Source organism: Colwellia aquaemaris (genome assembly GCF_057548755.1).
In genome coordinates this window covers 1,065,924-1,090,995 of record NZ_BAAJLV010000001.1, presented here as the reverse complement: position 1 = coordinate 1,090,995, position 25,072 = coordinate 1,065,924, and the positions used below count along the sequence as shown (strand labels likewise).

Sequence of the window (25,072 nt, the reverse complement as noted above, 5' to 3'; positions counted from 1 at the left end):
CTTTTCGGTTTTATTTTTTCAAACAACAGAGTATCAGCAATTTAAATAATTAAGCACTCTTTAAAGGCTGCTTTATATTAGTTTCGCTTTGCTGCTCATCTTCTTTATTATCAATAGGCTCTTTCGCTAATTTATGAGTTGTACAAGCGCTACGATTCTCTGCTAACCATAAATAAAATACCGGTAACACAAACAAGGTAAAGAAGGTACCAATGGCCATACCTGCAACTAATATAATACCGATACTGTTTCGCGCTTCAGCGCCAGCACCTGTTACTAACACTAAAGGAAAATGCCCCAAAATAGTTGCTGCTGTTGTCATCAATATAGGTCGTAAACGAGTAGTAGCTGATTCAATCACTGCATCAAACTTACATTTACCTTCTTCTTGCAAGTGATTGGCAAATTCAACAATTAAAATACCATTTTTTGCAATCAATCCAACTAAGGTTACTAAACCAATTTGTGAATAAATATTAATTGTTGTTAGTTCTAAAAATGGCAGCAATAATGCGCCTGACAAGGCCAATGGCACACAACCTAGTAATATCACCAATGGGTCACGATAACTATTAAACTGAATCGCTAACACTAAAAATACTATCATCAGAGAAATAGCCATCACGGTAATTAAACTATTACCTTCCGTGCGAATTTGACGAGATTCACCTGCATAATCAAGATTATAGTTATGCGGTAAAATATTCGCCGCTGCCGCTTCTAAGGTTTGCAGTGCTTGCTCTTTAGTAACACCAGGCAAAATACCACCATAAATTCTAAAAGAATTTTGCTGGCCGAATGAGCCTAAAGTTCTAGGCACGGTGCGATATTTAATTTCAGTAAATGCTGACACTGGAATTAAGTCACCCGATGGTGCTTTTACCGTTAAATCTAATATTTTTTCCGGTTGGGTAGAAATATTATCTGCCACCATAGGAATAACTCGGTATGCCTTACCATTGGCATCAAAACGATTAACATAATTGCTTGATAAATATGTTGATAATTGACTGCTAATTAAAGATACATTCATACCTAAGTCAGCAATTTTTTCCCTATCTAGCTTTAACTCAACTTGTGGTAAATCTATTTTCAAGTCAGTGTCTGCATAAAGAAACTGGCCACTTTGAAACGCCGCGCCAACTAATTGGTCAGCGTATGACTTCATATCACTATAAGGAGCGGACGATTTTACTACAAGTTCAACATCAAATTGCCCTGCCGTCGGCAAAGGTGACGGTAAGATAGGTAATAAATCTAAGCCTTCAGAATTTGTTAAGCGGCCATAAACCTCAGGTATCATGGCTTGTATACTTTTTTCACGTTTGTCATTGCCTTCAAACTCAAGGCCACCAAAACCACCGCTACTTAATACTATTTGCCATAACTCTTTACTTCCTGGCGTTTCAAGCAATGCAGTAGCAACACTTTCGACATTTTTTTCATTGTATGCCAATGAAGCATCAGGTGGAGATTGCACAACAATAAAGACACTACTTTGATCTTCTGTCGGCGCCAGTTCTTTTGCTGACATCAAATAAAAAGGAATAACAAGCAATGCCACCACAATTGCGATGAAAAATAACTGCCCTTGCCAATGGAAAGTTCTCTTTAATAACCGGCCATAAAAGTTTTGTAAGTGCTCAAAAGCATGGTTCACTTTTACTGTTAATTTACCTTCTTTGCCACCTTCACTTGACACATATGCACTCATAATCGGCGATAGTGTTATTGCAACAACACCTGAAATAATAACAGCGATAGCTAAGGTAAAAGCAAACTCTTTAAACAAAACCCCAGTTAAACCCGACAAAAAACCAATAGGCGCGTAAACCACCGCTAGTGTTAAAGTCATAGAAATAATTGGCACCAGTAATTGTCGAGAACTCATTAACGCCGCTTGCACGCGAGGAACACCTGCCCGCATATGTCGCGCAACATTCTCTACCACAACAATAGCGTCATCAACCACTAAGCCCACCGACAATACTACGGCTAATACGGTTAATAAATTTAAGCTAAAACCAATTAGCCATATACTAGCAATTGCCCCTAAAATAGAAATTGGTATAGTAATTAATGGCACTAATGCTGCTCTAAACGAGCCCATTAACAGTACGACGACAATACCAACAAGCACTATGGTTTCCATTAACGTCGTTACGATTTCTTGTAGTGCATCACGCATATACAAGGTGCCATCATAAGCAATATCAATTTTAAGCTCAGGCGAGTCTGCATTAATTTCGTCAAGTACTTTATAAAGCTTATCACCTATCGAAATTTCATTAGCACCAGGTAGTGGCCACACAGAAATATAAACAGTGTCTTTACCGTTAAAGCGCGCGGTAGCACTAGCTTCTTCCGCGCTATATTCAACGCGTGCAACATCGTTTAAGTAAACTAAAGTATCATCACTTTGCTTTATAATTAGTTGTTCAAATTCAGCCACAGACGACATTTGTGTATTTGCAACAATATCAATTTTCTGGCGTTCATTTTCCGCATAACCTAAGGTAGAAATACGGTTATTGTTAGCTAATGCTTGATAAACTTCATCAGCACTGACATTGAAAATATTTAATCGGTCAGCGTCTAGCCACACACGCATTGCCGGTGTTCGTGCCCCTTCAATACCAACTTTTTGCACACCTTCAATATTATTAATAATCGGATTAATTTCACGCGTAAGATAGTCTGTTATTTGCGCTAATGTTGAACCTTCAGAGACGACATTAAGATAAAATACAGCAAATGGCCTATCTGTTCGTCTTACCGTCACGAACGGGTCTTCCGCCCCAGCAGGCAATTCAAACTTAATTTGATTAAGGCGCGTATTAAGCTCGGCTAATGCATTGGTACTGTTTTGGTTCAACTTCAGCCAAGCGGTAACTTTACTCAAACCTGAACTTGTACTCGACTCAACAAAATCTACACCAGGCACAGTGGATGCAACACGTTCAATAGGATCGGTAACAAAACCTTTCACAACATCAGCCGAAGCTCCTGTATAACTGGTGGTAATTTCCAGTGATGCGCCTTCAATTTTAGGAAATTGTAATACCGAAATGGCATTTACCGCCCAGAAGCCCACTAAACATATAAATACCGACAGCACCGTTGAAACGACGGGCTTGCGAACAAAAATGTCCATCAGTCTACTAGGAGAAGATAATTCTTTGATCATAATCTTTCCTAGCCTCCCATATTGTCGGCATCAAATTGTGTTTTTAATCCGGGACGAAGCTTAAACGCTCCTTTAGCAGCAACTAATTCACCAGAGGTAAGTCCCTTACTAACGATAACCTTTTCATTTAATCGATCGCCCAATACCACTTTTTCACGGCTAGCACGATAATCACCGTTATCATCTTTGATTAGTTTAAAAACATACTCACCAAGCTGGTCACGTACAATAGCTAAACTAGGAACAACAAGAACTGACTGCTGCGCCGTAATAGGTACAGCAACCTTTACTAATTGATTCGGCTTAATATTTAATTCTGATGTTAAAACCTTAGCACGATATTTTAACTGGCGTGAGTCTTGTGTTAATAAAGGCTCCATTGACATAATTGTTGCTTGGCTACTAACCCCAACTAGCGATGAAGCGCCTGAAATAGTCACTTCAACTTGACTATTTAAGGCCAATTGCGGATAAGTTTGCGGTACTTTAAAATCAACCCAAATATAATCTTCAATACCAATTAAATCAGTTATTTCAGTATTACTATCAAGAAACTGTCCGACACTAATATTATGAATACCAATACTTGCGTCAAACGGCGCTGAGATAACTTTTTTCGCGATAATCGCTTCTAGGCGCGCAATATCAGCAATTGCAATGCGATACTCAGCTTGTGCAACATCCACATTTTCTTTACTGATACGATTTTCTTTCGCTAATTCCTGATAGCGGGTTAATGTTTGCTTTTTCAAGGTTTTCGTTGCTCTAGCCGAAGCCAAAGAGGCAAGCTCTTCAGTATGTTCTAACTCAAGTAAAACTTGCCCCTTTTTCACAATATCACCTGAGGCAATATTTAGCTTAGTAACTTTACCGGCAAGCTCATTTTTCAGAGCAATATATTTCACGGCATGCCCTTCACCAATCACTGATAATTGCTTTTGGTAATCGCTACTTTGCACACGATAAGCCTGTACTTTTGCACTTGGCTCTGGACCTGACTGCATTTGTTGGTCGCTTGACAATGACTCTTTGTAATAAAACAGCCCACTTACAGAAGCAGAGACAATTACAACAACACTAAGCCAAGGGATTAATTTCATAATGGATTCCTAATTTAAAATATCGTCGCGATTCCATGCCCACGACATTCCTGCGTTAAATTTCGGCACAGGATATGACCTCAACCATAGTTGAGGTCAAGAGTTGATTTATCATTTTCGAATAAAAATTTATTTATATTGCAGCTAAGTATAGTTCAAGGTGCTTTTATATAATAAACACCCGCGTCAGCGAATAAAAAACAGCTGCAACAACTTCAAATATTTCAATGGCATATTCTACCACTGACCTAAGTAATAATTTAATGGTTATTTTAAATTATTACTTAGGAGCTGTTAAACTTTGTTAATATTCTCAGCAAAATATTATTTCATCTCGGTAAACTAATCACCTTTCTATTGGTCTTAGCACTACCAAGCACTCACCATCTGTATAAGACGAAAAGTCGCATATTTGTATCTGTTGCAGTGACTTAACTTACGTTAGTATGATTGGCAAAACGCAAAAGCAAAAATTATAGGAGCACCCTTTGTTTAAAAAACTAATGCACCAACCTACTTCATTAATTGCTATCTCACTCCTGTCATTAACAATATCTCAGGCAACAAATGCCGAAAGTAAGCAGGTTAGCCCCCTAGCTACTTCAACCGCTGAATACGCTGTTGAATCATATCAAAGCAAAATGGTTGAAAGTTTGCGTGCCTTAGTTAAACACAATACCGTTGCTAAAGAAGGTGTTTCAGCAAATGATAATCCTGCTCACATTGCTTTTAAAGCTGAACTTAAGAAACAAGCGCTTGCGCTAGGTTTAGATTATACCGACGATGGCTATGTCGTGATCATAGGTTTAGGTGCTCAAAAAGAACGTGTTGGTATTATTACCCATGGCGATGTGCAGCCCGTTAATCCGGAGAAATGGCAAAAGTCACCATTTGAATTAGACACAACATCAGAGCCTGGACGTATTATTGGTCGTGGCACCGAAGACGATAAAGGGCCAATTTCAACAGCGCTTTATGCAATGAAAGCTATTAAAGATAAAAATATAGCTTTAAATAAACGTATCGAGTTATACGTTTATATGGCAGAAGAGTCCGACTGGGAGCCATTAAAAGCTTATATAAAAAACCATGAGTTGCCGCAAACCAACATCACCATCGACGCTGAATACCCAGTTGTAACCGCTGAAAAAGGTTACGGCACAATAAAGTTGGTTTTTGATAAAAAAGAAATGCCCACTATTTCACCATATATTAGTGAATTTAGTGGCGGTTTTTTTGGCAGTCAAATCCCTGAGGATGCCAGTGTAACCATTGAAAATGCCAATATTGTGCTATTACAAAGACTAATGCGTAAAGCCCGAGATTATCAAGGGGTAAACTTTGATCTTGAATTAAAAGATACAACACTAACCATCAATGCGCTTGGCAAGTCAGCCCACTCTTCAAAACCCGCTGATGGTGTTAATGCCATTCCTTATTTAGCTGATCTACTATCAAGAACACGTTGGGTAAACAATGGCCCTGGCACCTTAGTTAACTTTATTAATGACAATATAGGTTTAGGGCTAGAAGGTAAGAAATTTGGTGACATTGCCTATCAAGATGACTTTATGGGCCCAATGACAGTTGCACCAACAGTGATAAAACAACATGATGACAGCATAGAGCTCAATATTAATCTGCGCCGTCCGCAAGGAAAAAGTAAGCAACAACTTAGCGAAGAAATACATCAGGCGGTTAGTGACTGGAACAATAAATTCGACACTAATGTAACCGAATTAGAACATTATATAGGTGACCCTTTTGTACAAAAAGATGCACCACATATTGAAACCTTACTCAATGTTTTTAGCCACTTCACCGGTATTAAAAATGCTAAACCAATCGCTATTGGCGGCGGAACAAACTCTCGCTTATTTCCTAATGCGGTAAGTTTTGGCCCATCAATGCCAAATACTGAATATACCGGCCATTCTGAGCACGAATTTATTACTATCGAGCAGTTTGTATTAAATTTAAGAATGTATACTGCCGTTTTAGTTGAGTTAGCTAAATAAGCCAGAATATAAGCCAGTAGTTAAGTATGGCCTTGCATTACAACGCTTGGCCAGACTTAACGGTGATTCATGTTTGCTACAAAACACTTCTGTGCAACAATTAATGACAATCACATGAATTACTATCATGTTGACATAATCGATAATTCCAAAAATGAGCTAAAGCGATAAGTGAAGCGCCTAATAACGTTAACGTTTTTTCCACCACCTCACCAAAACCTAATATTTCACCTAAGATTGCAAAAACCATTGTAAACAAACCAACCGAGCCAATGTAAGCCACTTGATATTTTCGATGTTTTTTACAGCCAAGTGTTAAAGAGAATAAACTTATTGGCAACACAGCAACCACTAGCCATAAATGCTACGATTCAGACTCCAAAGGCAAGCTAGCCACCGCAGGTAACAAAACTACCAATAACGGCATAGCTAAACAATGAATAGCACATAAAAGTGATAAACTAATGGCTATTTTGTCGGCAGGTTTTTGCAGTTGATTCATTGAAATTATCCTTATGTATGGGCGCTAGTTAATAAAGCGGCCAAGATTATTGGTGAAATATGACAGCATAAAGATATGATACAACGTAACATAAATTAAATAAACATGCTTTAGCCATAACACATTAAATTTGCCAAGCTCGAATGCCCAACTAAATAGTGATATAGATGTAGCATAAACCAATGTGCTAACATGGCTAAATAGAGTATCTATGCTAATTCTAAGAAATGGCTAATTCTAAGAAATGGAAAGGGAAGTAATGTTAGTTGAAAATTTGTTACTGCGCGCACAACAAAAATGTCAGGAAGCTGGTGGCCGATTCACAGATAAGCGTCGTGATATACTTAAAAACTTAATTGAGGCAAAACAGCCGCTCTCAGCCTACGACTTAGTTGAATTGTATAACCAAAATAGCGCTAAGAAAGTTCAACCTATGTCAGTTTACCGTATTCTTGATTTTTTTATCGAAATGAAGCTAATTCACAAATTACCTACGTTAAACAAATTCGTAGTGTGCTCACACCTTGCATGTCAGCACAGTCATAAAGATCAATATTTTGTCGTTTGTAAAAACTGTGGCACTGCAGAAGAAATAAGTATGAATGCTCAGTTAACACAAGAACTCAACAATTCAGTTTCCTCCGTTGGCTTTCAATTAATTGATGCCCAATTTGAGCTATTTGGACTATGCAAAGATTGTCGCGCGAGTTCTTAATAATTAATTTTTCAATTAAACAGTTAACTCATTTCCTTTAATACCATTTTAATTGCCATACGCGTATCGTCAATTTTAGCAACCAGCTCGGTAACCACCTCCTCCTCGCTCACCATTAAATGCCAAGAGTCTGCCCAAATAGTTTTTAACATTACGGCTTTATCTGCAACATCTGGGGCAATCAGTGCACTTAAGTCCACCACTAACCCCACTTCAACCCAACCTTTCCTTGGGTTGCCCGAGACTTCATCGCCATCATAATGCGCCGTTAAAATAATGTGTTCTAACTCGCCTAAATGTTCCAATACCTCAAATGCCGCTGTTCGAACATTGTTATTTTCTTCACTTACTTCCATTCGCCAAGCATTGTAACTAAAGCCAAGTAGTGCAAACAGCACGCTAAACAGGCTCATAACGTAATAAACTTTTAGCTTTTCTTTCAAATTTTTCAATCTGAATACCTCTTAAATACAATGGACATAAAAACTTTGTGGTAAATTGTTGTATTACCTGCTCAAAATAGACCGAGTAAGGCTCGCAACTTATTCATTGAATTTAAGTCAATTGCTTATATTTAGCCAATAATTCCTGCTATTTACCATGTAATTGCTATAGCCGTAACTATCAGTAAACGATATTATTTACCAAAATCATTAAATTGTTTCTGTTATGAAAAAAATTTGCATAGTCACCGGTGGAAGCTCAGGTATAGGTTTAAGTATTGTTAAACACTTTATCGCTAATAATTATCACGTGTTTAATTTAGATATTGCACCATCAAACCACGGCGAGTTTTGCCAGTGCGACATCACAAATGTTGAACAAGTAGCGCAAATCATTACCCACATAGCACAAAAAAATACGATTGATGCTTTAGTATCAAATGCGGGGATTCACTTTTCAGGCTCAATTGAAAATACCAGTGAAGAGCAGTTAGAGCGGGTGTTCAATATAAATGTTAAAGGGGCTTACGCGGCAGTAAAAGCAGTGCTACCGTCAATGAAGGCTCAGCAAAATGGCGCGATTATTTTAATGGCGTCTGACCAAGCCTTAGTGGCAAAGCGAAATTCATTTGCCTATAACCTAAGTAAAGCAGCTTTGGCATCAATGGCAAAAACAACCGCACTTGACTACGCCCAGTTTAATATTCGCGCTAACGCCGTTTGCCCAGGTACCATTGAAACTCCTCTATATCATCGAGCTATTAATAATTACTGTGAAAAATCGGGCGCAGATAAAAGCCAAGTGCATGCAGAAGAAGCCGCATTGCAGCCTTTGGGCAGATTAGGTCAAGCAGATGAAGTTGCTGAATTGGTATATTTCTTAGCATCAGACAAAGCAAAATTTATTACCGGCAGTTTGCAAGTCATCGATGGCGGCTACACCGCGCAATAATCATGATAAAAATCATTGATCCTCATGTACATTTATTCGATCTAAGTAAAGGCCAATATCAGTGGCTAAAAGCTGAAAATCCACCCTTTTGGCCTGATAAGTCTGTTATTGCTAATAATTTTAGTGAACAAGATCTTTATCTATCTTCACCGCTAGAGTTGGCAGGCTTTGTTCATATTGAAGCAGGCTTTGATAATGAAAACCCTTGGCGTGAAATTGAATGGCTAGAGCAAAGTTGCCAAACGGATTTTCGCAGTGTCGCTATGCTAGATATAACGCTAATGCCAGAGCTTTTCTCTTTGCAACTGACCAAATTATTAAGTTATAAAAGCCTTGTCGGCATTCGTTATATTTTGGATGACGATGCATTAACCATACTTAGCGATAAAAATTGTCAACTTAACTTACAGCAACTTGCCAAGCACCAACTTAGCTTTGAATTACAACTACCCGTTAGCGATAACAAAGTTACGCAACAGCTAATGAAACTGCTAACAGCGACTCCTGAATTACTTTACTGTATAAATCATGCAGGTTGGCCGCCAACAACACATGAAAAAGCAAATATCGATTCACTAAACTGGCAAAACAACATTGAAAAGCTAAGCCAATTTAATAATGTTTATATTAAATGCTCTGGTTATGAAATGCTGAATAGACAATATGCTAAGTTATGGCAAGAAGATATTATTGCTACTTGCCTTGCTAATTTTGGCCTTTCAAAAGTTATGCTCGCCAGCAATTTCCCGTTAAGTTTATGGCATAGTCACTACCAACAAAGTTGGTTGCAGTGCCTAAATTTGCACTATAGTAAAAGTGAGTTAAATAAGCTTTGTTATCAAAATGCTTATAATTTTTATAAATTTAATAACTTAGTTAAATAAGTTGCGTGAATATGATCAACACTGATAACTGTATAATTGCACACCCTATTGAAGAGTTAGACATTGGTAAATGGCAGCAACTTGTTAACATGATGGCTGAGCTTTTCGATGCCGCAAGCGGTGTTATTGTTCAATATCGCCAAGAAACCTTTAATGTAGTTGCCACCAGCGAGAATGACGATAACTTTCTACGCGTCAATGCCAGTTGGCCGTGGGATATAAAAAGTTTTTGTCGTCGAATTGTTGAAACCAACGACAAACTCTATGTTAACAATGCTCAAACCGATGAAGAGTGGGCCTGTGCGCCACCGGTTGCAGACGGGCCAGTAAGATCTTACTTAGGTTACCCTTTATATTGGCCAAATGGTTCGCTATTCGGTTCATTTTGTGTGATTGATACCAAAGCAACAAACTACTCTGATTCATTAAACAAAATGTTAGGGCAATTGAAGTTAATTGTTGAAGGCGAATTGCGCCATGTCTTTGATATTCGAAAAACCAAAGCACTATTAGCAGAAAAAATAGCCCAAGAGCAACAACTAAAAAAGCTTGCCTTGTATGATCAACTCACTAACTGCGCCAATAGAAACTTATTAACAGAGCGTATTAATTACCAAATTGCGCAAGCGAAAAGAAATAAATCAAAATTTAGTGTTATCTATTTTGATTTAGATAAGTTTAAACCCATAAATGACACCTACGGCCACCAATGTGGCGATACTGTTTTAGCAACTATTGCCAAAGACGTAAAATCAGTAGTGCGTGACACAGATACCGTGGCAAGAATTGGCGGTGATGAGTTTGTCATTGTTATGAACAAGAAAATTAATGACGATAAAATTACGCAAAAGTTACTCGATGTTGTTGAAGGCCCGATTCAATATGGCGATATTAGTGTTTCAGTTTCTGCAAGCATTGGTATTGCGACATATCCCGATGATGGTAAAACCATAGAAACCCTACTTGCATCAGCAGATGCCAATATGTATGAAAATAAAGCTAGAAAGCTCACTTCCAACTAAAATAGTTCTCGCTTAAAAAGCTAAATTATCGCAAAATATTTTTCTATAATTGGTGATGAAAAGTAAAATATTTCGCTATGGATGCATTTGATAAAAAAATACTAAAAATATTACAAAATGACTGTACCGCTTCGGTCAGCGATGTTGCTGATCAGGTTGGCTTATCAACCACTCCTTGCTGGCGTCGCATTCAAGCAATGGAAAAAAATGGCGTTATTAAAGGCCGTGTGGCGCTGGCCGATCCTGAAAAACTCAATGTTGGTTTAACGGTATTTGTCACCATAAAAACCAATCAACATAACCCTAAATGGCTAAGCGAATTTAGAAAGGTCGCCGAAGACTTCCCTGAAATAATTGAATTTTATCGTATGAGCGGTGAAGTTGATTATTTATTACGAGTTGCAGTACCGGATATGAAAGCCTACGACGGCTTTTATAAGCGCTTAATCACCCGCGCCAGTTTTGCGGATATAAGTTCCAGTTTTGCCATGGAAGAAATTAAATACACCACGGCACTACCAATCGACTATATTTAAGCGCCAAACGCGATAAAAATTATTAAACCAAAAAAGGAAGCACTCGCTTCCTTTTTTATTACACATACTAGCGTATTATTTCAGTGCATTTACCGTTACATTAGGCGAACGTTTTACCACATCATCGTTAAGTTCTATGCCAATGCCTGGCGTGTCTGGCGCTTGAAAAAAACCATTTTTCGGCTGTGGATCTTGCACACATAACTCACGGTTCCAATCTTTAATTGCATAGGTATGATGCTCATGAATTAAAAAATTAGGAATTGCAGTTTCAAGGTGCAATGACGCCGCAGTCGCCACAGGGCCGCCACAAACGTGAGCTTGAATACGAATATCGTAAACATCGGCATAATCACAAACTTTTTTCGCTTCGGTAAAACCACCACATAGGCCAATATCAGGCTGAAGAACATCAATACTTTGGTCTTCAAAATATGGCCTAACATCCCAACGGTGATACAAACGTTCACCGCCAGCAATTGGCACATTAACATTATCAGAAACTTTCTTATGTACTGCGGAGTTTAAGTAATTCACGGGCTCTTCATAAAACATGCAAGCAACTTCTTCAATCACCTTACCCATTTGAATGGCTGATGCCGCGCCCATTAATGAATGCGATTCAAAGATAATATCCACGTCTTCACCAACAGCATCACGAATCGCACGTAAGCGATTACCAAATAAACGCATTTGTTTTGGGGTGAATAATTTAGTGCGATCAAACGACGAACTGCCGTCTTGGTTATAAACAATAGGGTCAACTTTTACTGCATCATACCCCTGCGCAACAGCCTTTAAGGCCGCTTCAGCATATTGTTCGGGCTCAATCAATTTATTAACTTGTTCATCCCAATCAAACTGTAATTGGCTAGCGTAAGTGCGCAATTTATCATTAGTTTTACCGCCAAGTAACTGATAAACCGGCAAGCCAAGTGCTTTGCCTTTAATATCCCACAACGCTGTATCGATAGCACTCATTGCTGAATAAAGGACAGGCCCACCGCCTAAGCCCCAAAAGCTTTCTCGTAACATACGTGACCAAAGTAATTCTGTATTAAATGGATTAAAACCAATCAATACCGCCTCACTAATCTCTTTAAGCATTGCCGCTGCGGCACTATGTCCCCAGTCATAAGCAAGGCCTGCCTCTCCAACACCGTTGATACCTTCGTCAGTATGAACACGAATAAATACCGGATTCCACCCAGGACGTTTTGGGCACTCAATATCAAAAATTTCTACATGCGTGACTTTCATTACATTCTCTTTAATTTACCAAATTGCATAAACTTTTTATGTTTACAATGCGAAGCTAGGGTCTTCTTTATATACTCTACGTAGCATTGCTGGCCACGCTTTTTGACCACCCGTTAAGCCTGAATGAACAATATTTGCTTGTGCCTTAATACCATCAACAATACTTTGCTCAACCAGTATTGGTTCCATGCCTGTCGACATGACTTGCAGCTGAATTTGACAAGCACGTATTAAATCGTACATATGCATAAAGGCATCACCAACAGTTTTCCCCATAGTTAACGCGCCATGATTACGCAACAACATAAAATTTTTATTACCTAAATCGTTTTGTAAACGCTGCTTTTCCTCATCATTTACCGCTAGGCCTTCATAATCGTGATAGCTTATTGACGCCAATGCAAACATGGAATATTGACTAATCGGCAGTAAGCCCTCTTTTAAACTAGCCACTGCTATCGCTTCATTACAGTGCACATGCAAAGCGCAAATATCGTCATGGCGAACTTCATGAATAGCACTATGAATGGTGAAACCGGCCGGATTAAATTCAAACGGGCTATCAGCATCAACAATATTGCCTGCCATATCAATTTTGACTAAGTTTGAGGCAGTAATTTCATCGAACCTTAAACCAAAGGCATTAATAAGAACATGCTCAGTACCCGGAATTCGCACCGACACATGGGTGTAAATTAAATCATCCCAGCCGTGTAAGGCGATTAGCCGGTAACAGGCAGCTAGATCCACTCTAAGTTGCCATTCTTGCGCTGAGACTTTAGTTTTTAAATCAATAACGGGTAATGCTAACATCGGTTTTAACTGCCTATTCCTTTTGCTGTTGAACCATACGATTCAAAAGAGTTGATAAGATGAATAATTTTTATGCTACAAACCATATCCTATGATAGTGTTGAGTTAAAGCACCAGTTATTCTTACATAGATCAAAAAAACAGTTATGTGCATATTGTTTATCGCCATAGAGCAACACCCTGACTACCCTGTCATTATTTGCGCGAATAGGGACGAGTTTCATCAACGCCCTACAAAGAGTATGCACTGGTGGCAACACGAACATATACTCGCTGGTAAAGATTTACAAGCAGGCGGCACTTGGCTTGGGTTAGATACTAGTGGGCGATTTTCTGCTTTAACTAATTTTCGTCGTCCTAGTCAGTATGACGCCAATAAACCTTCACGCGGCGACTTAGTTGTACAAGCGTTAACTTTACCGACTAACATGACTCGGCAAAACCTTAATAAGCAATCAGAGCAGTATAATGATTTCAACTTGGTTTTTGGCCCCCTTGATAATTTGCACGCATTCGACAGTGTTCAAAAAGAATTTACAAAATTAACACCCGGCTTTCACAGCATCAGCAATGGTGCTCTTGATGATACTTGGCCGAAAATGGCTTTAGGTATTAAAGAGTTGGAAAGTAGTATCATTAACAAGCCGTTTAATATTGAGCAACTTTTTAGGTTAATGACCAATCAAACGACTGCCGACAAACAACACTTACCCCATACCGGGTTAAGCGAAGAGCTCGAATCATTACTAAGCAGTATTTTTATTGTTTCAGCAGAATATGGAACTCGTTCAACGGCCATCATAGTACAAAACAAGTTAGCCGAAATTGAAGTTTACGAGCGCAGCTACAACCCACAAGGTAAAGCGGGCAAGCAAAATCAATTTCGCTTTAGCCCAACAGAACTAAATAACAGCTAAAATCCGCTAAATCATTTCACGAATAATGGCACCAACAATAGCGATAAAAACCACTATCCACAGTATTTTAGAATACTTTTGCTGTTGCTCAACATCCATAGGCTTACCAAAGCGCTCCCCTAAAATCACCATTAAAGCAACCGCACCAAATACACAAAGTAAAATAATTAATAGAGTCATAAATGTTGTCCGCTGATACAGCCTAGATAGAAACGAAGTTAACGGCATCATACCGAGAATAAAGGCATTCGTAAATTACCCAATAAACGAATATATTCTCGGCATTTAATAGAAATTTTATTAAGATTTTACTTCTGTGCTTTCATTTTAAAATTAATCATTTACCATAGAAAAATTCTTTCTATTCTGAACTTTGTAGCCATGACAAGTACTGACAATTTTAACGATAAACGTCGTTTTATAATTCGTTTAGGCAAAGCCTTGCATAAATTTGGTACACCCGCTTACCGACTTGAAGCACATTTAACTAACGTTTCTGAAAGTTTAGGCGTGTTTGGCTCTTTTGTGATCACGCCAACTTCGTTAACATTTGTGCTATCACAAGATCATGAAAATCAAGACTACAACCATATTCTTCGCGTGGCACCAGGCGACCTAGATTTAGGCTCTCTAGCACGCGCCGATGAACTGGTTGATGAATTAACGTCAGGGCAACGAACTTTAGCAGAATCAATAGAACGTTTAGATGAAATAGCCAATAAACCTAACCCTTACGGACGCATTTTAACTTTCCTTGCCTTTGGCGCCTCAAGCGGTGCTTTTGCCATGTTAATGCAAACCAGCTGGAACGATGTATTTTGGTCAACCATTTTAGGAATGGTGGTTTGTTTATTTACCTTTTGGGCTGAACGCTCAAAGCGAGTAACAGATATGTTAGAGCCTATTTCGGCACTTACATGCGCTTTTCTAGCCTCAGCTATCGCTTTAATTGACCCCAGCATCAACATACCGCTGGTTATATTATCGAGTATCATTGCTTTTATACCGGGCTTAGCATTAACACTGGCACTTTCAGAACTTGCCGCACGAAATTTAATGTCAGGCACAGCGCGGATCATGGATGCCGTCATGATCCTATTTAAAATCTACTTTGGCGGTGTACTAGGTGTCGCGCTGGGTAAAATGCTTTGGGGAGAAGTTGCTTTTGTTGAACCCCCTCATACACCAAATTGGACAGTTTGGGCTGCCGTAACCACGTTATCAATTAGCTTAGTTATTTTATTTAGGTGCCGAAAAAAAGATGCTCCTTGGGGTATAATTTCAGGTTATGTGGCATTTGGTGCCAGCATTATTGGCGCAGAATATTTAGGCATTGCACTCGGCGCATTTGTTGGGGCTTTTGCTTTAGGTATCTACAGTAATGTTTTTTCACGCATCATGAATTTACCATCAAGTGTGGTTAAGCTTTTGGGGCTTGTTGTACTTGTACCTGGTAGTAAAGTTTATATTGGTTTAAACCATGCGGTATCCGGCCAAACTATGCTAAATGCCACCGATATTGGCTCGCAAGCCTTCTTAATCTTTATGTCTTTAGTGGCAGGGTTAATTTTTGCCAATGTCGCACTGCCGTCGCGAAAAACACTATAATGGTCAGCAAAACTAAATACCATCACGGCGATTTACGTAAATCACTCATTATTACTGCCAGCGACATGGTTACCGAAGCTGGCATTGAAAACTTGTCATTACGCAAACTTGCTGAACGTATTGGCGTATCACGCACAGCGGCATATCATCATTTCACCGATAAAAATGATTTATTATGCGCCATCGCACAACAAGGTTTTGAGCGCTGGCACCTGTTGTCTAGTGAAATATTCTCAACAAAAAATGTGTCTAATGAAGACAAGTACCGAAATTTTGTTCATGCTTATATTGGCTTTGCCACAGAAAACCCATCGCTTTACGAGCTAATGTTTGGTCGGGTTATTTGGAAAGAAAACAATAGTACTGAAGCGTTAAAAAACATTGCTTACACTAGCTTCAACTATCAAGTAGAAATGACTAAACTTTGGCAAGAGCAAGGCATAATAAATAGCGACGAAAACACGTTACGGTTAGCGCAAGTTTCTTGGGCAACATTGCATGGTATAGCACGTTTAGTAATTGACGGTATTTACGCGCAAGCTAGTCAAATAGAAGAAATGTGTGAATGTGCAGTGAATGTTTTTCTTGCCAATAACCGTGCAAATCAGTAATCACAAATTCAATTAAGGTAAGTAATTATGGCGACATCTGAAGATAAAGCAAAATTGGCACAATTTGATGAATTCTTCTCAATTGATTATTGCTTTAATATTAATGCCCTAGTCTTAAATTCAGCGCAGTTGCCAAGTTACGAGCAATTTCTAAGTAATATGCCAACACCATTTAAAATAGCATCTGAAATTAACACCTTAGACCAAAGTGCTTTGCGCCCTCTGCAAGCTGTCGCTGGTGTTGCTAACCAATTAATGGAGTATTTAAATCATCAAGCGCAAAAAATGGATTTACTGGTCGGTTATATTCTAGGCCAGCAAGATATTGCCAGTGAGCGCTTTCAAGCGACAAAATTTGGTGGCGGTGGCGTTATATTCCAATCAACAACTGAATCACCATTTAAGCTGGGTGATTACCTAAATTTAAAACTCTTTTTTACTGAAGAAAACAGTGCAGTATATTGCGTGGGAGAAATTGTTAGTGTTGAGACAAATCCCCAAGGCACAGCACACAAGGTGATTTTTCACCATATTCGTGAAGAAGATCGTGAAGCCCTAGTTCGTTTAAGTTTGCACCAACAGTCAAAGCAATTACAGGCACTTGCCCAACAACGAAACCAAGAAAAAAATCAATAATAAATAAACTTAGCTAATAGCATTTTATTCGTCTTTAAAAAATTCAAAACACCAGCCAGTAAATTCAACTCTTAGTTAATTAGCTGTCGCTGTTAATATTTTTCAGCCAAGTAAACGCATAACCTTATTTTGCATACGTATGATATGAATACGTATGCAGCTATCTAGTTAAATTTTTGTGCTTAATTTATGCTCAATCCATGTTCAGTTCTGTTAACAAACCAGAAACATTCTTATAAAAATAAGCAGCAACATAAAAACTAAACTAGCCGCAAACGAGGAAAGCATGAAAATAAAAACAACGATAAAGAAGCTAACACAAGCTACAGCCATAGCTGGCGGTATGCTATTTAGCCAAGTAACCGCAGCAGATACCATATTGCACGCTTTTAACTGGACATACGACGACGTTGCCGCCAAAGCACAAGAAATTGCTGATTTAGGTTACAAAAAAGTGCTGGTTTCTCCTGCTTATAAATCATCTGGGAATGAATGGTGGGCTCGCTACCAACCACAAGATATTCGACTGATTCACAGCCCATTAGGCGATACCAATGACTTTAAAGATATGGTTAATGCCCTTAAAGCCAAAGGCGTTGAAACCTATGCTGATATCGTATTTAATCATATGGCCAACGAGTCTTACAAACGTTCCGATTTAAACTATCCTGGCACTGAAGTATTGGCTGAATACGCAGCAAACAGCACTTACTATGATTCAATTAAACTATTTGGTGACTTACAACAGGGCAATTTAGGTGCGGGAGATTTTCACCCTGCCGGCTGCATTACCGACTGGGGTAATCCCGGTCACGTACAATATTGGCGATTATGTGGTGGTAATGGCGATGTTGGCTTACCCGACTTAGATCCTAACAACTGGGTGGTTTCACAGCAGCAAGCCTATTTACAAGCATTGAAAAGCATTGGTGTTACGGGTTTTCGTGTTGATGCCGCCAAACATATGAGTAATTACCATATTAATGCCGTATTTAATAACGACATTAAAAATGGCGTACATGTTTTTGGCGAAATCATTACCTCAGGCGGTGCTGGCGACAATAGCTACGACAGTTTTCTTGCTCCTTATTTAAATGATACAGGGCACGATGCATACGACTTCCCACTATTTGCATCACTGCGTAGTGCATTTAGTTTTGGTGGTTCAATGAATCAACTTGTTGACCCAGGTGCATACGGACAAGCATTAGCCGGAGACAAAGCGGTTACCTTCTCTATCACCCATGATATTCCAAGTAACGACGGCTTTAGATATCAAATTCTTAATGCCACTGACGAAACCTTAGCCAATGCTTACATTATGGGTCGCGATGGCGGTACACCTATGATTTATTCTGATCACAATGAAAGTAATGACGGTAGCCGCTGGGTTGATTTATATAAACGCTCTGACATCGCTGGCATGATCAAATTCCATAATGCTGCCCAAGGTCGAGGCATGCAGGTAATGAACTTTAACGACTGCATTATTTTGTTTAAACGAGATCATATTGGCGTTGTCGGTATTAACAAGTGTGATAATGGTCAAGACGTTTGGGTGAACACCGCCGAGCATAACTTGTGGTGGTATAAAAACTACCGTGATGTTGTTGAAGGCATTGATGTACAAAACATTAATAGCCAATGGCATAAATTCTACTTACCTGGACGTAAAGCAAGAATGTGGTTAATGGAATAATAGAGTTCTCATAAGCCAAACATAACAATTAAAGCGCTACTTCAAGATAGCGCTTTTTTTATCACTACAGCAACAGGTTACACTGGTAATTAGTCGGCATTTGGCGTAACGTGATGATATAAAAAGGAATGACGCGCGAGTAAAGGACTATCAATGCTTTTAATCAATAGCATATACTTAACCGCAGTAAGATACGTAGCAAAAGCCAGCCGCGCTGGTATGAAGCTTAGCAATAACAAGGACGAATTATCCATGCATTTAAATACTTCAAACGTTAATACACCAACTTCAGCATACATTTTTGCCACTTGGGGTGTTCTTGCAATAGGTGTTTTAGGTTACTTAATTGGCCTATGGAATGCTGAATTGCTGTTAAATGAAAAAGGCTATTACTTTGCTGTTTTTTTACTAGCAATGTTCTCTGCTGTTACCCTACAAAAAACCATTCGAGATAAATCAGAAGGTCTTCCAGTTACCAATGTATTTATGGGCATGTGCTGGGTCGCTTTCTTTTCAGCCATCGCCTTACTAGTTATCGGTCTTATTAATGCCACTATGTTATTAAGCGAAAAAGGCTTTTATGGCATGTCATTTGTGCTATCACTATTTGCCATTATCACGGTGCAAAAAAATATACGCGACTTAACCAATGAACAAGGTATCACTGACCCTTCAGCTTTTCCAAAAGCTTCTCAAGGGGTAAATGTAGCGCTAGATGCCGCGGATATAATTGACTAGCAAACAGTAAAATAAGTAATAACTGAACAAGGAACATACCTTCTTGTTATAAAAACGCGACTTAACCGTCGCGTTTTTATTTTCAATAAACTCATTACGTTAACGTTATCTTGTGCGCCACTTGGCTAGTTAAACGACTACGCGAGACTACTTTCGATTTAATTTTACCAACATAGCTTTACCGCCATAGCCATGCTGATTGCATTTGGCTCGAACTACCACCTGAGAAATATCGGTTGGTATGTCTATATTACATTGGCTACGGGTAAACGGCTGTTCATGATCATGTGGGTGATGCAGTTGCCGATAACCAAGTTTATTGCCATCTAAATCGATAACTTCCCAAGCATCAGCGTAATGATCCCAGCCTTGATCATTGTGTTTAACAGAAGTGCCAAAACACCAAGTACCGTTAGACTTTTGCGTCGCGAGTACTTTAGTGACTTGCGCGTAATCTAAAGACTCGGAAAAGGTATTTAAGTCAGGCTTAGCTGCAAATACCGATGATGACAATAGTGATAATATTAGTAATAATAATTTCATGTTTTCCTTTATTTATAGGGCACCTTATAAATAGAACAAACGGTTCGTCGACTGGCTTTAAAATATTAAAATAAATTTTTTAAAGTTTAGAATACATATTTTCACCACCTGAACGATTCAATTGTTCAAGTTCGACCATGCCTACACCATACTTAAATACTTTATGCTTTAAAATATATAACTTATCATAGTCACCAGAAAATATAGAGCCTATTGTTCTATCGCTATTCACTCCTGCCTTTAACTCACAGAGTTTCATTACCGAAAATAAAAAATGCGTTAACAACGCCTCTTCCTTTTCCTCGACACCATCATTACATACTGTACGACACGCCCCACCTGGTTGGATCATTGGTTCAGGGTACGATTCTATTATGCAGTCATCCAATATCGTTATGCTTTTAGGGTAATTAAGCCACGTATCGATAACATTTATACTTTCAAACCAAAGTCCTATAGTTTCAAGTTGAACTATTTTATTTTTAAAACAGAGCGCTAAAATATTATGCCCATTTGGGTTTGCTTTTCGATACTGTTCTGATTTTTTTGCTATATCAAAAAAAGCATCTTTGTCAAAATTTGTTTTCACTTCTATAGCGCAAACAACAGCATCAGGAACTGCAACAACGAAATCATCATCTTGAAATAGATAAGCAGATGGCACATTCTCATCAATTATTATTATATCCATTTGAGAGCTTACTTCATTAGTCACTGAATTATAAACAAATCCTGTTTTTATGGAGAACCGTCGAGATATGAATTTTCTTAAATAGCTGCTTACAATACTTTCATGATAAGTCCCTATGGACGGAGCATGCTTAACTAAAGCATTTAACCGTCCTAATTTACTCATCAGTTCTTTTGCATAACTTTGATATAACGCCATTTAATTCAAACCTTTAAGTGTTTTTAATAGTTTACGATGGAGAAAATTACATTATTTCATCCTAAAAGCGTTTATCCAATGAAAATAATATCTAATAAGCTCAAACATTTAAAAGCTATAAAATTCAATTTATTAACAAATGACATTAATAATTAAGTAAAAGAGCAGTAACGATTGTATTTATCGTTTTTGGTTACTTAAACCAAACCTTACCACCAATAAATTTATAAGCAGGTAAACCACGAATCAGGGTCTCACGGGCAAATGGTTTTTGGCATTTAGGGCAAATACATGGCTCGAAAGTGTAGTCTTGGCTAATACGTTCTTTAAAGCTTTTTACTAATGCGCCTTTACCACCTTTGCGATACTTAAATAATATCGTATTGCAGCCGTTGCAAAATATATCAACGGTTTTAGTTGGGCCTTTTTTATTGGGTTTTGCCATCAGCGATTTTCTTACTTCCAGTATTTGAATTTCTGTTTCTTACAGATATAAAAAAGCCAACTGACTTAGTAAATCAGTTGGCAACAGCATAACAAATATTGTAAATAATCAGCAGTAGTTAACGTTAAAATTCTTGCTTAATATCCAGCGGCTTGTCCGTCTTTTCTTGATTCAGACGCGCCATAATACACTTTTTCTTTATCATCCCACATAATCGCTTGATAGCCACCATAGCCGCCCATATCAAAACCAACTTTATGGCCACGTTGCATTAAGCCGCGCACCGTTTGGTAAGGAATGTCAGATTCAATCACCAACCGCCCACCATCAACTAAAGTTTTGCCATTCGCTTCGGTCGGCTCTGTTGAACCATAATGCTGCCAGCGTGTGGCATCGCCCGCTTCTTGCAGGTTCATACCAAAATCAATAATGTTAGTGACAATTTGTACATGCCCTTGCGGTTGCATAGCGCCGCCCATTAAACCAAAGCTAATAAAGGGTTTACCGCCTTTCATCACAAACGCTGGGATAATAGTATGAAACGGACGTTTATTCGGTTGATAAGCATTAGCATGTGTTGCATCCATAGAGAACAATTGACCACGGTCTTGAAAAACAAAACCTAACCCCGGCACTACCACTCCTGAGCCCATACCACGATAATTACTTTGAATAAGTGAGACCATATTGCCGTCTTTATCCGCCGTAGTTAAGTATATGGTGTCGCCTTGATACATAGCCGGATTACCCGCATCAACACGCTTAGCTGCGCGTTCACCAATCAACTTTCTCCGCTCCATGGCATATTTTTTATCAATTAACCCGATAAGCGGTACATCATAAAATTCAGTATCGGCATAGAACTTAGCGCGGTCTTCAAAGGCTAACTTTTTAGCTTCAGTCATCACATGCAGCGTTTGCTCTGATAAAAAGCCCATCTCGGCTAAGTTGTATGGCTCTAACATATTGAGTATTTGCAATGCGGCAATACCTTGGCCATTTGGCGGTAGTTCAAAAACATCATAACCACGATAGTTGGTTGAAACAGGTTCAACCCATGTAGAAGTATGGCTAGCGAGATCTTCACGAGTAATATAACCGCCATTGGCTTTCATAAAGCTATCAATTTTGTTGGCTATTTCACCTTGATAAAACACTTCTCGGCCTTGCTGTGCAATTAACGACAAGGTATTGCCCAATTCAGGGTTTTTAAAAATTTGACCTTTACGCGGCGCTTTGCCATTAATGGTAAAAGTTTCTTTAAAACTACCCGGCTGTGGCGACAACCTTGGAACGCTTCTATCCCAATAATATGCAATAAGTTCGCTAACAGGAAAACCGTTATTGGCATAATCAATAGCAGGTGCTAGCACCTTTTTCATTGGCATTTTGCCAAATTTATCGTGCATTTCAAACCAGCCATCAACCGTGCCCGGCACAGAAATTGGTAACATGCCGTAAGGGGGAATGTTCTTGCGACCTAATGCTTCAAGTTCAGTTTTAAGTTTTTCAAAGGTGAGTGATTGAGGCGAGCGACCACTACCATTAAGGCCATAAAGCTTTTGAGTTTTTGCATGCCAAATAATCGCGTATAAGTCACCGCCAATACCGTTGCCAGTTGGTTCCATTAAGCCAAGCGCTGCATTAGCAGCAATAGCAGCATCAATGGCATTGCCGCCATCTTTCAGTACTTGCAAACCAATTTGTGTGGCTAACGGTTGGCTAGTTGCCACCATACCATTGGCAGCAATAACTTCTGAACGGGTAGCATGGGTTTTGCCGGTCACTCGGTCGGCATTGGCGTGAACTTGCAACATAACCACCGAAGTAACAAGGATACTATATTTGAAAACAGCGCGACTGATTCGCGAAAACGTGCAGTGCTTAATCATATTTTATTATTCTCAATTGACGCCTAAAATTAGTGCTGAACATTATTGATAACACGACGCTTAACGATGTACAAAAAATACTCGCTGATACGCCCAGTTTTTAGGTTAAGTCGCGCCATATTATTTAAACCTAATTTCAATTTTTATCTTTTCACCGTAATTAGCCAACAATTTATCGGTAATGGCTTGCTCGACTAATAAAAAACCGCTAGCGTGAAGCCATTAGAATTTAACTCGTTCAAGCTATTGCCAAATTTATTTTGATAGCTAAAGCAGGATGACAAATGAATATAACAAAAAGAGCCTTTTTAAAAGCCAGTGGCGCAAGCTTAGCTTCACTTAGCCTTGCCGGAACAGCGATTGCTGGCAGCAACCACACAGCCAATGAAACCAAAAGTACGGAAAAAAATTTAACGCCTATTACCGTCTCAGTAACACCTATTAGCAAAGCAGAAAGACTGCAACGTATCGCCAAAGCGCAAAAATTAATGCAGCAGCTCGATATTGCGGCACTAGTGCTTGAACCGGGCGCAGCAATGGATTATTTCTCCGGCATTCAATGGTGGCGTAGCGAGCGCTTAACAGCCGTGGTTATTCCTAGAGAAGGCAACGTTGCCGTAGTTTGCCCATTTTTTGAAGAGCCAAGTGTGCGTGAAAGTTTGGCGGTAAGTGACGACATTCGGGTATGGCAAGAGCATGAAAGCCCATTTGCACTGTTCAAACAAATATTAGCTGACGCCGGTATTAAACAAGGTAAAGTTGCCTTTGAAAATTCAGTGCGCTACTTTGTTTTAAGCGGCTTAATGGCTGAGCTTTCTAACATGCAACACGTAAGTGCAGAACCTGTAACTCGTGGCTGTCGTATGTATAAAAGCCAGCACGAACTTGAATTAATGCATAAAGCTAATGAAGTCACATTACTCGCTTACGCCGATGTTTGGTCAAAATTAGAGTTAGGCATGAGCCAAGGCGATGTGAAGTCATTAATGAAAAACGCACAAACGCAGCTTGGCGGCAAAGGCGCATGGAATATGGCGTTATTTAACCAAGCCAGTGCTTACCCACATGGCACTAAACAAAAACAAACCTTAACCGAAGGTTCCATCGTACTAATGGATTGTGGTTGTAATGTGCACGGCTACCAATCAGATATCAGCCGAACCTTTGTTTTCGGTGAGCCAAATAAAAGGCAACGTGAGGTTTGGCAAACGGTAAGACAAGGACAACAAGTTGCCTTTGAACAAGCAAAAATTGGCAACCAAGCTGGTTCAGTGGATGATGCTGTGCGCAAATTATATCAAACAAAAGGCTTTGGCCCAGGTTATAAATTACCAGGACTTTCCCACAGAACAGGCCATGGTATTGGTATGGAAGGCCATGAAAGTGTTAACTTTGTTCACGGTGAAACTGAAATATTAAAACCAGGTATGTGTTTCTCTAATGAGCCGGGAATTTATATTCAAGGTGAGTTTGGTGTGCGCCTAGAAGACTGTATTTACATGACGAAAAATGGCCCGCAATGGTTTACTATGCCACCTAGCTCATTAGACGAGCCAATTGGCAAGTTAGTAAAATTAGATACGGTATAAGCCATGCTTAAACTCAACCCGCAGTAAACGCTTAGTAAACTTAAAAGTACAAGGTTATTGCGCTGAATATTAT

General features: G+C 39.0%; 23 protein-coding genes and 1 pseudogene. 13 read left to right on the top strand and 11 right to left on the bottom strand.

Annotation, left to right across the window (positions count from 1 at the left end; translation table 11 throughout):
• Nucleotides 1-49: 49 nt before the first annotated feature.
• Nucleotides 50-3,187, bottom strand: coding sequence for an efflux RND transporter permease subunit (locus tag AC27HL_RS04795; protein WP_487079343.1), 3,138 nt, complete (start codon nucleotides 3,185-3,187; stop codon nucleotides 50-52).
• 8 nt (nucleotides 3,188-3,195) lie between these two features.
• The gene (locus tag AC27HL_RS04790) at nucleotides 3,196-4,287 is read right to left on the bottom strand and encodes an efflux RND transporter periplasmic adaptor subunit (RefSeq protein ID WP_487079342.1); all 1,092 of its coding nucleotides are present in this window, start codon (nucleotides 4,285-4,287) and stop codon (nucleotides 3,196-3,198) included.
• 488 nt (nucleotides 4,288-4,775) lie between these two features.
• Between AC27HL_RS04790 and AC27HL_RS04785 the strand changes: the two genes are divergently transcribed.
• On the top strand, nucleotides 4,776-6,305 hold the full coding sequence (locus AC27HL_RS04785) for a dipeptidase (RefSeq protein ID WP_487079341.1): 1,530 nt from the start codon (nucleotides 4,776-4,778) through the stop codon (nucleotides 6,303-6,305).
• A 100-nt stretch (nucleotides 6,306-6,405) separates the two neighbouring features.
• Here AC27HL_RS04785 and AC27HL_RS04780 read toward each other — a convergent pair.
• A pseudogene (locus AC27HL_RS04780) lies at nucleotides 6,406-6,807 on the bottom strand (MerC domain-containing protein).
• 259 nt (nucleotides 6,808-7,066) lie between these two features.
• Between AC27HL_RS04780 and AC27HL_RS04775 the strand changes: the two are divergent.
• The gene (locus AC27HL_RS04775; RefSeq protein ID WP_487079339.1) at nucleotides 7,067-7,522 is read left to right on the top strand and encodes a Fur family transcriptional regulator; all 456 of its coding nucleotides are present in this window, start codon (nucleotides 7,067-7,069) and stop codon (nucleotides 7,520-7,522) included.
• A 23-nt stretch (nucleotides 7,523-7,545) separates the two neighbouring features.
• On the opposite strand, the gene AC27HL_RS04770 is transcribed toward AC27HL_RS04775, so the two are convergent.
• Nucleotides 7,546-7,974 carry a hypothetical protein gene (locus tag AC27HL_RS04770; protein WP_487079337.1) on the bottom strand — a complete coding sequence of 143 codons (429 nt, stop codon included), beginning with the start codon at nucleotides 7,972-7,974 and terminating at the stop codon, nucleotides 7,546-7,548.
• 217 nt (nucleotides 7,975-8,191) lie between these two features.
• Between AC27HL_RS04770 and AC27HL_RS04765 the strand changes: the two genes are divergently transcribed.
• From AC27HL_RS04765 to AC27HL_RS04750, 4 genes are all read left to right on the top strand, one after another.
• Complete coding sequence (locus AC27HL_RS04765; RefSeq protein WP_487079335.1) at nucleotides 8,192-8,917, top strand: SDR family NAD(P)-dependent oxidoreductase; 726 nt, start codon at nucleotides 8,192-8,194, stop codon at nucleotides 8,915-8,917.
• A 2-nt stretch (nucleotides 8,918-8,919) separates the two neighbouring features.
• A complete protein-coding gene (locus AC27HL_RS04760) occupies nucleotides 8,920-9,801 on the top strand; it encodes an amidohydrolase family protein (RefSeq protein ID WP_487079333.1) in 882 nt (293 codons plus the stop codon).
• 11 nt (nucleotides 9,802-9,812) lie between these two features.
• Nucleotides 9,813-10,823 carry a diguanylate cyclase domain-containing protein gene (locus AC27HL_RS04755; protein WP_487079331.1) on the top strand — a complete coding sequence of 337 codons (1,011 nt, stop codon included), beginning with the start codon at nucleotides 9,813-9,815 and terminating at the stop codon, nucleotides 10,821-10,823.
• Between the two features lie 77 nt (nucleotides 10,824-10,900).
• Nucleotides 10,901-11,359: an Lrp/AsnC family transcriptional regulator gene (locus AC27HL_RS04750; protein ID WP_487079329.1), complete on the top strand. Its 459-nt coding sequence runs from the start codon at nucleotides 10,901-10,903 to the stop codon at nucleotides 11,357-11,359.
• Between the two features lie 75 nt (nucleotides 11,360-11,434).
• Here AC27HL_RS04750 and AC27HL_RS04745 read toward each other — a convergent pair whose 3' ends face one another.
• Entirely contained in the window at nucleotides 11,435-12,619 is a 1,185-nt protein-coding gene (locus AC27HL_RS04745; protein WP_487079327.1) for a mandelate racemase/muconate lactonizing enzyme family protein, read from the bottom strand.
• 42 nt (nucleotides 12,620-12,661) lie between these two features.
• Nucleotides 12,662-13,432 (bottom strand): class II aldolase/adducin family protein, encoded by a 771-nt coding sequence (locus tag AC27HL_RS04740; protein ID WP_487079326.1) that lies wholly within the window; start codon nucleotides 13,430-13,432, stop codon nucleotides 12,662-12,664.
• Between the two features lie 146 nt (nucleotides 13,433-13,578).
• Here AC27HL_RS04740 and AC27HL_RS04735 point away from each other — a divergent pair, with 146 nt between their 5' ends.
• Nucleotides 13,579-14,349 (top strand): NRDE family protein, encoded by a 771-nt coding sequence (locus tag AC27HL_RS04735; protein ID WP_487079324.1) that lies wholly within the window; start codon nucleotides 13,579-13,581, stop codon nucleotides 14,347-14,349.
• 6 nt (nucleotides 14,350-14,355) lie between these two features.
• Here the strand turns inward: AC27HL_RS04735 and AC27HL_RS04730 are convergent, their stop codons facing one another.
• Nucleotides 14,356-14,529, bottom strand: a complete 174-nt coding sequence (locus AC27HL_RS04730) for a hypothetical protein (RefSeq protein ID WP_487079323.1) — start codon at nucleotides 14,527-14,529, stop codon at nucleotides 14,356-14,358.
• Nucleotides 14,530-14,730: 201 nt separating this feature from the next.
• Here AC27HL_RS04730 and AC27HL_RS04725 point away from each other — a divergent pair, with 201 nt between their 5' ends.
• From AC27HL_RS04725 to yiaA, 5 genes are all read left to right on the top strand, one after another.
• Nucleotides 14,731-15,957 (top strand): threonine/serine exporter family protein, encoded by a 1,227-nt coding sequence (locus AC27HL_RS04725; protein WP_487079321.1) that lies wholly within the window; start codon nucleotides 14,731-14,733, stop codon nucleotides 15,955-15,957.
• The gene (locus tag AC27HL_RS04720) at nucleotides 15,957-16,568 is read left to right on the top strand and encodes a TetR/AcrR family transcriptional regulator (protein ID WP_487079319.1); all 612 of its coding nucleotides are present in this window, start codon (nucleotides 15,957-15,959) and stop codon (nucleotides 16,566-16,568) included. Before AC27HL_RS04725 ends, AC27HL_RS04720 begins: the two co-directional genes overlap by 1 nt.
• A gap of 27 nt (nucleotides 16,569-16,595) precedes the next feature.
• The gene (locus AC27HL_RS04715; protein WP_487079317.1) at nucleotides 16,596-17,204 is read left to right on the top strand and encodes a PilZ domain-containing protein; all 609 of its coding nucleotides are present in this window, start codon (nucleotides 16,596-16,598) and stop codon (nucleotides 17,202-17,204) included.
• 343 nt (nucleotides 17,205-17,547) lie between these two features.
• The gene (locus AC27HL_RS04710; protein ID WP_487079904.1) at nucleotides 17,548-18,903 is read left to right on the top strand and encodes an alpha-amylase family protein; all 1,356 of its coding nucleotides are present in this window, start codon (nucleotides 17,548-17,550) and stop codon (nucleotides 18,901-18,903) included.
• Between the two features lie 153 nt (nucleotides 18,904-19,056).
• Nucleotides 19,057-19,641, top strand: coding sequence for an inner membrane protein YiaA (yiaA, locus tag AC27HL_RS04705; RefSeq protein WP_487079315.1), 585 nt, complete (start codon nucleotides 19,057-19,059; stop codon nucleotides 19,639-19,641).
• Between the two features lie 147 nt (nucleotides 19,642-19,788).
• Here yiaA and AC27HL_RS04700 read toward each other — a convergent pair whose 3' ends face one another.
• From AC27HL_RS04700 to ggt, 4 genes are all read right to left on the bottom strand, one after another.
• Nucleotides 19,789-20,184 carry a hypothetical protein gene (locus AC27HL_RS04700; protein WP_487079313.1) on the bottom strand — a complete coding sequence of 132 codons (396 nt, stop codon included), beginning with the start codon at nucleotides 20,182-20,184 and terminating at the stop codon, nucleotides 19,789-19,791.
• Nucleotides 20,185-20,263: 79 nt separating this feature from the next.
• Complete coding sequence (locus AC27HL_RS04695; RefSeq protein WP_487079312.1) at nucleotides 20,264-21,073, bottom strand: DUF6602 domain-containing protein; 810 nt, start codon at nucleotides 21,071-21,073, stop codon at nucleotides 20,264-20,266.
• 193 nt (nucleotides 21,074-21,266) lie between these two features.
• Nucleotides 21,267-21,518, bottom strand: a complete 252-nt coding sequence (locus AC27HL_RS04690) for a hypothetical protein (protein ID WP_487079310.1) — start codon at nucleotides 21,516-21,518, stop codon at nucleotides 21,267-21,269.
• 137 nt (nucleotides 21,519-21,655) lie between these two features.
• The gene (gene ggt / locus AC27HL_RS04685) at nucleotides 21,656-23,335 is read right to left on the bottom strand and encodes a gamma-glutamyltransferase (RefSeq protein WP_487079308.1); all 1,680 of its coding nucleotides are present in this window, start codon (nucleotides 23,333-23,335) and stop codon (nucleotides 21,656-21,658) included.
• Nucleotides 23,336-23,694: 359 nt separating this feature from the next.
• Here ggt and AC27HL_RS04680 point away from each other — a divergent pair, with 359 nt between their 5' ends.
• On the top strand, nucleotides 23,695-24,999 hold the full coding sequence (locus AC27HL_RS04680; RefSeq protein WP_487079306.1) for a M24 family metallopeptidase: 1,305 nt from the start codon (nucleotides 23,695-23,697) through the stop codon (nucleotides 24,997-24,999).
• The last annotated feature ends 73 nt before the right edge of the window (nucleotides 25,000-25,072 follow it).

Excerpts from the sequence above, each read along its gene's own strand:
- AC27HL_RS04795 (WP_487079343.1), bottom strand. The coding sequence starts at position 3,187 with ATGATCAAAGAATTATCTTCTCCTAGTAGACTGATGGACATTTTTGTT.
- AC27HL_RS04790 (WP_487079342.1), bottom strand. The coding sequence starts at position 4,287 with ATGAAATTAATCCCTTGGCTTAGTGTTGTTGTAATTGTCTCTGCTTCT.
- AC27HL_RS04775 (WP_487079339.1), top strand. The coding sequence starts at position 7,067 with ATGTTAGTTGAAAATTTGTTACTGCGCGCACAACAAAAATGTCAGGAA.
- AC27HL_RS04765 (WP_487079335.1), top strand. The coding sequence starts at position 8,192 with ATGAAAAAAATTTGCATAGTCACCGGTGGAAGCTCAGGTATAGGTTTA.
- AC27HL_RS04760 (WP_487079333.1), top strand. The coding sequence starts at position 8,920 with ATGATAAAAATCATTGATCCTCATGTACATTTATTCGATCTAAGTAAA.
- AC27HL_RS04755 (WP_487079331.1), top strand. The coding sequence starts at position 9,813 with ATGATCAACACTGATAACTGTATAATTGCACACCCTATTGAAGAGTTA.
- AC27HL_RS04750 (WP_487079329.1), top strand. The coding sequence starts at position 10,901 with ATGGATGCATTTGATAAAAAAATACTAAAAATATTACAAAATGACTGT.
- AC27HL_RS04745 (WP_487079327.1), bottom strand. The coding sequence starts at position 12,619 with ATGAAAGTCACGCATGTAGAAATTTTTGATATTGAGTGCCCAAAACGT.
- AC27HL_RS04740 (WP_487079326.1), bottom strand. The coding sequence starts at position 13,432 with ATGTTAGCATTACCCGTTATTGATTTAAAAACTAAAGTCTCAGCGCAA.
- AC27HL_RS04735 (WP_487079324.1), top strand. The coding sequence starts at position 13,579 with ATGTGCATATTGTTTATCGCCATAGAGCAACACCCTGACTACCCTGTC.
- AC27HL_RS04730 (WP_487079323.1), bottom strand. The coding sequence starts at position 14,529 with ATGACTCTATTAATTATTTTACTTTGTGTATTTGGTGCGGTTGCTTTA.
- AC27HL_RS04725 (WP_487079321.1), top strand. The coding sequence starts at position 14,731 with ATGACAAGTACTGACAATTTTAACGATAAACGTCGTTTTATAATTCGT.
- AC27HL_RS04720 (WP_487079319.1), top strand. The coding sequence starts at position 15,957 with ATGGTCAGCAAAACTAAATACCATCACGGCGATTTACGTAAATCACTC.
- AC27HL_RS04715 (WP_487079317.1), top strand. The coding sequence starts at position 16,596 with ATGGCGACATCTGAAGATAAAGCAAAATTGGCACAATTTGATGAATTC.
- AC27HL_RS04710 (WP_487079904.1), top strand. The coding sequence starts at position 17,548 with ATGCTATTTAGCCAAGTAACCGCAGCAGATACCATATTGCACGCTTTT.
- yiaA (WP_487079315.1), top strand. The coding sequence starts at position 19,057 with ATGCTTTTAATCAATAGCATATACTTAACCGCAGTAAGATACGTAGCA.
- AC27HL_RS04700 (WP_487079313.1), bottom strand. The coding sequence starts at position 20,184 with ATGAAATTATTATTACTAATATTATCACTATTGTCATCATCGGTATTT.
- AC27HL_RS04695 (WP_487079312.1), bottom strand. The coding sequence starts at position 21,073 with ATGGCGTTATATCAAAGTTATGCAAAAGAACTGATGAGTAAATTAGGA.
- AC27HL_RS04690 (WP_487079310.1), bottom strand. The coding sequence starts at position 21,518 with ATGGCAAAACCCAATAAAAAAGGCCCAACTAAAACCGTTGATATATTT.
- ggt (WP_487079308.1), bottom strand. The coding sequence starts at position 23,335 with ATGTTGCAAGTTCACGCCAATGCCGACCGAGTGACCGGCAAAACCCAT.
- AC27HL_RS04680 (WP_487079306.1), top strand. The coding sequence starts at position 23,695 with ATGAATATAACAAAAAGAGCCTTTTTAAAAGCCAGTGGCGCAAGCTTA.